Origin of the sequence: Microcystis sp. M113S1 (assembly GCF_020246945.1) — a bacterium.
Taxonomy (GTDB): domain Bacteria; phylum Cyanobacteriota; class Cyanobacteriia; order Cyanobacteriales; family Microcystaceae; genus Microcystis.
This window is the reverse complement of record NZ_JADBSA010000040.1, coordinates 1-5,204: the sequence shown is the minus strand read 5'-3', so window position 1 is coordinate 5,204 and position 5,204 is coordinate 1. Positions and strand designations below refer to the sequence as shown.

Below are 5,204 nucleotides of genomic sequence, written 5' to 3'. Positions count from 1 at the left end.
TGTAGGCAGGTAAGTCTTGACTCATTTGATTTAAGTTGCTGGCAATGGCTTTCATCGTCATAAAAGCCGAGCTAAAGGCGATTAGCTCATTTAAGGGATAACTTCGACTCTCAACCCGCAAGCTCAGTAATTGCTTCTCAAGAGATTCAATTTCTTGGATGAGCAATCCTAGCTTTGGTGGGTTGAGAATGACCTGGGCAGCGATCGCCTCAGCCATTTCATCAAAAGCGATCGCAGTTTGTTGTGCGGTCTCGCGTAGCGAGCGCGTTGCGACCGCTTGTAATTCAGGTAAAAACTTTTGTCGTATCGGTTCAGGAAGCGGTTGCTGTAGCACATCTTGTAAAGCATCCAGTTGAGCCCAGAGTTTTTGTTCGTAGCCGATGGAGAAATTCCAAAAATTTTGGTGTTTGGTTGCTAAAACTGTGGAAATTTGTTCGAGACTGGCAATCTTAACCGAGGCTGGATGTTTGGCAATCGCCACTGTAATTGCCTGCTTCAGTTGGGCGATATCTGACGGTGGTATCGTATCCTGAAAATAGCCTGACAGCAGTTTTTGATATAGCTGTCCCATTTTCTTAAAAGTCACAGAAAAATCTGTTTCCAGTTCGTTTGTAGCCGATTCTGTCATAAATACAGTGGTCAGCAACACCCCCAGAAACGCACCTACGGGAACTGAAATCAGTGCGGCCCGAATTCCTTGCTCGAAAAAAGGAAAAATATCCTTCCCGATGGCATCGGCTGCTACAATCGCACCGATGCGAGCGATGGGTGTAAACCCCAGCCAAGCACAACTGAAGTAGGCGAAAAAATAAGCCAGACTGCTACTAAAAGGATTATAACCAAAGGACTTGACCAACAGGTAAATACAGAGAATCGTCAAACTCAACGAAACAGTTGCCGCACAACCGATCGCGATCGCTCGACCCCGTGTCGGTTGAATGACAGTGACCACTGCACCTATTATCACAATATCTGCAACTTTTTCGTAAGCAGAAGGATAGGGAAACTCGATGTGACGAATAATAGCCAGTAACAAACCAATAACCACGCCAAGACTGACAATTTCTATCAGGCGTTTTAGGGATATAGGGACCCATTTGGGAAAGGTAATCAGGTGTCTTCGTCTGAAAGTTGCAGTTACTTTCGTTTTATCGATTATCCTGCCTCGTAATCCCTCGCATTGTTGGATAAATCGAGATACAAGTTGAATAAATTGATAAAACTGTAGTGATTCTTGAAGATCATACCGGTCAATTTCTCCACTTGTTCGGAGATGATCAAGTTTACCCCCAATATTCGCTAAATCTTCTTCTAATTCTGTAAGGTAAGGGGTAGCTAAGATTTTTTTGGCGTTACTCAGATCGCTCAAGCTATCAAAGCTGTCGGTAAGATGAGTCGCCAATTGGTGAAATTCATCCCTGAACTGATGCACTAAATTTTGTTCATGCTTTTCGCCATTAAAAGCCATCAGATCAGCTAATTGTCGAGTCAATTGGTTCTGAATTGCCAAGATTTCACTCCAATTTTCTGCCACCAATATCTCACTACCGAATTCATGGGTTGCTTTTGTGAGTGTTGAAAGGCTAGTTTGTGTTGATTTTTTAATCTGATTGAGTAAGTTAAGCTCGTTCTGCTCAATAGAAAGAGGATAATCCCGCTCCTCGACCTCAGTTTTTAAGTGGCGATCGAGGATTTTTTGGAACAAGTGCGGTATATCTTGAAGGATTCCCATCAAGTTCCGGTTGAGATCGGATCGAGTATTCTGGGGCCAAAATAGTAAGGCCACAGCAATTCCCACAGCGATTCCGATCCAGTTATCGATCAGGCGCGATCTCGCGTAGCGAGCGCGTTGCGACCGCAAATAGAGCCAGATATCTTGTTGTGCTGATGTTCCTACCACTCTCATGGCAATTAAAGCGCCCAGTAGTGTGGCTTGGGAATAAGCGGCTTGCCATCGGTAAGTTTCACAGATCAGGGCGGCTAAAATGTAGGTGAGAGAGGGAATGACAAAAAAACTTGAGCCTTGGATTCCGTAGGCGTTCACCAGGATAGCGGCAATGATTCCCCCCAAAGCACTTCCCCCCAAACGCCCCAAACCTGCAGCGATCTCGCGTAGCGAGCGCGTTGCGACCGCACCTCCCATCGATGGCTCAATCAGTACAGATACATACCCAAAGACGGGATAGACAAAGTTGTCTAATACATTTCCTCGGTGCCAAAAGAAACTCGTTAAGAGAGCAGCACCCAGGGAAAACTTCAATCCCTGTCTGATCATTAGCCCGTTTTTACTGTCCAAGGTATCTCTATATCCTTTTTCGACTTACTCATTGTTACCCATTAATCGCTCGCTCAATCCCATATAAAATCAGTGCCAAAAACGTCACCAACCAAAACCAAAGCTGAGGAGGCTCACTATGGATCAAGATGACTAAAACAAAGGCTGCGGCAATAATCCACCACTTAAACCACCAAGTCCACCATTGAGAACGTCTTTTCGGATTTTCCATATTAGGTTTAACCGTTTATTCCAGTCTTTGTTTCTTTAAGCTACTTGCGAGCGCAAGATTGTGGTTAACGTTGGTACACCCCTGTAATCCAGCGAAAAGCAGGGGTTATATAACTCACTAAAGAACGCTCTTCTACCACGGCATGGACATCTGCGGTAGTCCCGTTGGTAATTGTTTGGGGCGCTCCCTTGGCTTGGGTCCAGTAAAAACCACTCGGTGTATTGCGATCGACCTTCAGCGCTAAAGTGGCTTTGATAACACTTGCATTGACGGGTATAGGCTTATCGCGATCGTCTTCATCTCTACCCAGAAACAGCTTGCTGGCGAGTTCATTACTTCCGACTATATTTGCCAGTTCTGCGACAGTTACCGGCTGCTGATCGACGGTAATGACCTTAGCGACGATACCCCCATAGCGTTCGCGATCATAGAGATCGGGAACGACTTCTACTTCCTTGCCCGGTTCTAATCGTTTGGCATCACCACTCTTAAACAATGCCACCACGCTGGTTTTGGCCTTTAGATTGGAGACTTCTAACGTACCTATGCGCCCCCCCGGAGCCAGGACTTCCCCTGGATTAACAGATAAGTCTAAAATCTGGCCGTTGTACAGACTCACTACATTTTTGTTGGCTTGAATAGTGGTTTTTAACGTATTAATCTCTCGTTGCTGGTCAGCGATCGCATTGTAACGAAGAATATCACTGCCTGTATCTTGGAGGTCTATTTGCCGTTTTTCTGTGTTTAGTATATTATTCTGTGCCGTCAATGCGTTCATCTGCGCTCGCAGGCTTTCATCAACCCCCTTAAGGCGGTCGCAACGCGCTCGCTACGCGAGACCGAGTTCTATTTGGACGCGATTGATACTATTAGAAGCCTCTAGATTATTGAACTGAAATAAATAGGAGGGAAAATCTAGCTTGGCTACAGCCCCCTCTTCGATAAGTTTATCGTAGGCGGCTAGTCTTTCATCCGTTGAGTTCTGGAAATTTTTAAGATATCGAGCATGGGAGAGATAGGCTTCTCGCTGTTTTTGATTACTGGATAATTGAACTTGAAGTGCTTTAATCTGAAGCTGATTCGCCTTTTGCTGGCGCTCTATTGAGGCTGCATTCAATTGGCGACGACTCACTTCAATAGAGTCAACTCTTTCATCCTGCTGCTTGAGATCTGCTAGTCTATCCTTTTTATCTTTTAATTCTGTTTCTAATTCAGGAAACTCTAAAGTTGCCAGTAATTGCCCTTTTTTGACAGAATCTCCGGGTTGAATCAGGAGGGTCAACACCCGCCCACCTTGACGGGGTTCGATATTAACAATAGAACGAGGAATCAAAATTACCGCTCGTCCCTGAACAGGAGTCGGAATCTTGCCAACTATCGCCCAATAACTCAGTCCTCCGAGCAAAAGACCCACAGGCATTAAGCGCAGGATTATCTCCCCTAATCTTCCTGTTGGCTCCGAATATTTAGACGTTTTTTCTGAATCAATTTTAGAATCAATTCCCGTTTTTATTTGCTTATTATCCTGATGTTCTATCCTAGCCTGCGTTGTTTTCTTCGCACCCATATCTGGCTGCTGATAATTCTGATCAGACATAGATTCAGCTTGATTTTTTGCCATTGTACTGAAATGAGTAAAAATCACTTAATTTGTAACATTATAAACATTCAGAGGATATTACTTTAGATTAGGAAAATCCTCTGAAAAAATCGCTCAAGCTATTTTTGAGACAGGATGACTAGGGTACGTCGAAAGATTTACCGAAGGCTCAAACCTTTAAAATTTCGTGTAAGAAAGATAATAAAGTAGTACGCTTGATGTGAGCTAAAACAACCTAATAGGCATCAAGTATTTGAGTCCAACACTCCCACTAGAGAGATAATCTATCGAACGAGTTTACACCATTCCAGCTTCTAACTTAGATAAGGCCTATAGTTTCATTGTAACCGTTCAGAGGGGGGATGTCAAGCCGCCAGTGGCATTGACTCTGTGGAAGGACTCTCCTGGGGCAGCAGAGAAGGAGAAGCACTGCCTTTCCTAGAGGCATGGATGCTACTCTCTCACAGTAGCCGCTCTTTTCTACGTCTTTTTAGATTACTAGATTTTGTCCCCTCTTGAACGGTTACTTCAAGGGAGAAAAAGCGATCGGGCTATAATAGAGAAAATTTCATTTTAACTTGAGAAAATTCATTATGACAGCCACTATTGAAGACATTCGGGCAATACTAAAGCAATTAGCTCAATCCCAACAAGAGTTATCCCAAGCTCAAAAAGAAACGGATAAACAAATTAACAGAGTTAGTCAGCAGATTGGGGAGTTGGGCAATCGTTTAGGAGAGTTTGTCGAGTGGCAAGTACGTCCTGCGGTGGTGCGTCTGTTTCAGGAGCGGGGTATTGATGTCCATGAGTTTCACCCTGGTATTTCGGTAAAACGGGATAATGAGGGTTTAGAGATTGATCTATTAGTAGTGAATGATACGGATGCCATTTTAGTGGAGGTCAAAAGTAAGTTAACTCAAAGGGATGTGGATGAGCATTTACAACGTTTGGCTAAGTTTAAGCGGTTAATGCCTCGTTTTCGAGATGTAAAGGCCTTGGGAGCGGTGGCAGCGATGATTGTTCCCAATGAGGTTGCGAGTTATGGTTGTCGTCAGGGTTTATTTGTGTTGGTGCAGTCAGGGGACAATGTAATAATT

5 protein-coding genes are annotated in these 5,204 nt (G+C 44.1%); 1 reads left to right on the top strand and 4 read right to left on the bottom strand.

All coding sequences use genetic code 11. The annotated features are described in order from the left end of the window. The 4 genes from IM319_RS02575 to IM319_RS02560 all read right to left on the bottom strand — a co-directional run. Positions 1 to 2,275, bottom strand: a 2,275-nt coding sequence (locus tag IM319_RS02575; protein WP_353857173.1) for a hypothetical protein, incomplete at its 3' end; no start/stop codon positions are given. A gap of 55 nt (positions 2,276 to 2,330) precedes the next feature. Further along, the gene (locus IM319_RS02570) at positions 2,331 to 2,507 is read right to left on the bottom strand and encodes a hypothetical protein (RefSeq protein WP_002735384.1); all 177 of its coding nucleotides are present in this window, start codon (positions 2,505 to 2,507) and stop codon (positions 2,331 to 2,333) included. 64 nt (positions 2,508 to 2,571) lie between these two features. Beyond that, positions 2,572 to 3,285: a hypothetical protein gene (locus IM319_RS02565; RefSeq protein ID WP_287734521.1), complete on the bottom strand. Its 714-nt coding sequence runs from the start codon at positions 3,283 to 3,285 to the stop codon at positions 2,572 to 2,574. Between the two features lie 51 nt (positions 3,286 to 3,336). Continuing rightward, on the bottom strand, positions 3,337 to 4,104 hold the full coding sequence (locus IM319_RS02560; RefSeq protein ID WP_287734520.1) for a biotin/lipoyl-binding protein: 768 nt from the start codon (positions 4,102 to 4,104) through the stop codon (positions 3,337 to 3,339). A gap of 596 nt (positions 4,105 to 4,700) precedes the next feature. Between IM319_RS02560 and IM319_RS02555 the strand changes: the two genes are divergently transcribed. Then, positions 4,701 to 5,204: DUF3782 domain-containing protein (locus IM319_RS02555; RefSeq protein ID WP_287734519.1), on the top strand; the 504-nt coding region annotated here is incomplete at its 3' end.

Excerpts from the sequence above, each read along its gene's own strand:
- IM319_RS02565 (WP_287734521.1), bottom strand. The coding sequence starts at position 3,285 with ATGAACGCATTGACGGCACAGAATAATATACTAAACACAGAAAAACGG.
- IM319_RS02560 (WP_287734520.1), bottom strand. The coding sequence starts at position 4,104 with ATGTCTGATCAGAATTATCAGCAGCCAGATATGGGTGCGAAGAAAACA.
- IM319_RS02570 (WP_002735384.1), bottom strand. The coding sequence starts at position 2,507 with ATGGAAAATCCGAAAAGACGTTCTCAATGGTGGACTTGGTGGTTTAAG.